The 818-nt window shown below is 42.2% G+C and carries 1 protein-coding gene; it reads right to left on the bottom strand.

Annotation, left to right across the window (positions count from 1 at the left end):
- Positions 1–13: 13 nt before the first annotated feature.
- Positions 14–490: a cold shock domain-containing protein gene (locus N1078_RS19460; RefSeq protein WP_274089704.1), complete on the bottom strand. Its 477-nt coding sequence runs from the start codon at positions 488–490 to the stop codon at positions 14–16.
- Positions 491–818 lie beyond the last annotated feature (328 nt).

Raw genomic sequence — 818 nt, 5'->3', positions numbered from 1 at the left:
CAGGAAGCCTTGGCTATGCGGCATGATGCTCCGGCTTCAATTCAATAACCGTGTTGCACTCAGCTCCTGCAACCGCCGGCTGTTTCTTTCTATTTAATGAGAAAAATAAAACTACTAAAAATATTGTGCCAGGCACTAAGGAAGACTCTGGCGCACCTGTTCTTATGAATAGGCCTAGTGAGACGACAAGAAGTGCAACCAAAATAAAGTAGGCAAAATAATCTAGCGCATCCTTCGTAACGGGTTTCGTAACTATTCTTTTAGAAGTGCTTGGGTTTGCAAGTGATACACCTTCAAGTAGCACATGGGTTGCTTTGAGGCGACCTTGGGAGTCTTTGGCTGCTTCAAAAATAACCACATCACCAACTTCAGGTTTGCGCGCTGCCTTTTTGACACTTGAAATGTGGAAGAAAACTTGTTCGCTTTTACCTTCAGGAGTGATGAAGCCGAAGCCTTTGTCATCTTTCCATGAAACTATTTTCCCTTTCATTCTTGTGGTGTTCTCGTTTTTGATGGTGTTCTTAAAGTTTACTAATAGTCTTTTTTAGAGCGTCCCAGTGAGCGAAGCGAACGATTTGAAACATTTGTTATGCTTTTACTTCCCAGCGCTTACCTGTTTGGTCTATGACAAATGCCTTTGATACAGCGTATGGTTCTTCTCCGCGATTAAGAAAAATATTAAAATTTCGCTCTGACTTTGGCGGCAAAGCTTCGATATTTGAAGTCGAAGATTCTTCCATGTATTAACCCGGCAATCAAATACATCAAATCATGCTGCGTAGGCGATACGTGGATGCCGGAAATAAGAACGGACTCTT

Origin of the sequence: Pseudomonas sp. MIL19 (genome assembly GCF_028680365.1) — a bacterium.
GTDB lineage: Bacteria > Pseudomonadota > Gammaproteobacteria > Pseudomonadales > Pseudomonadaceae > Aquipseudomonas > Aquipseudomonas spirodelae.
The sequence above is the reverse complement of the archived record's forward strand: the minus strand, read 5'-3'. Positions and strand labels throughout refer to the sequence as shown.

Coding starts and splice junctions, on each gene's coding strand:
- N1078_RS19460 (WP_274089704.1), bottom strand. CDS start 490: ATGAAAGGGAAAATAGTTTCATGGAAAGATGACAAAGGCTTCGGCTTC.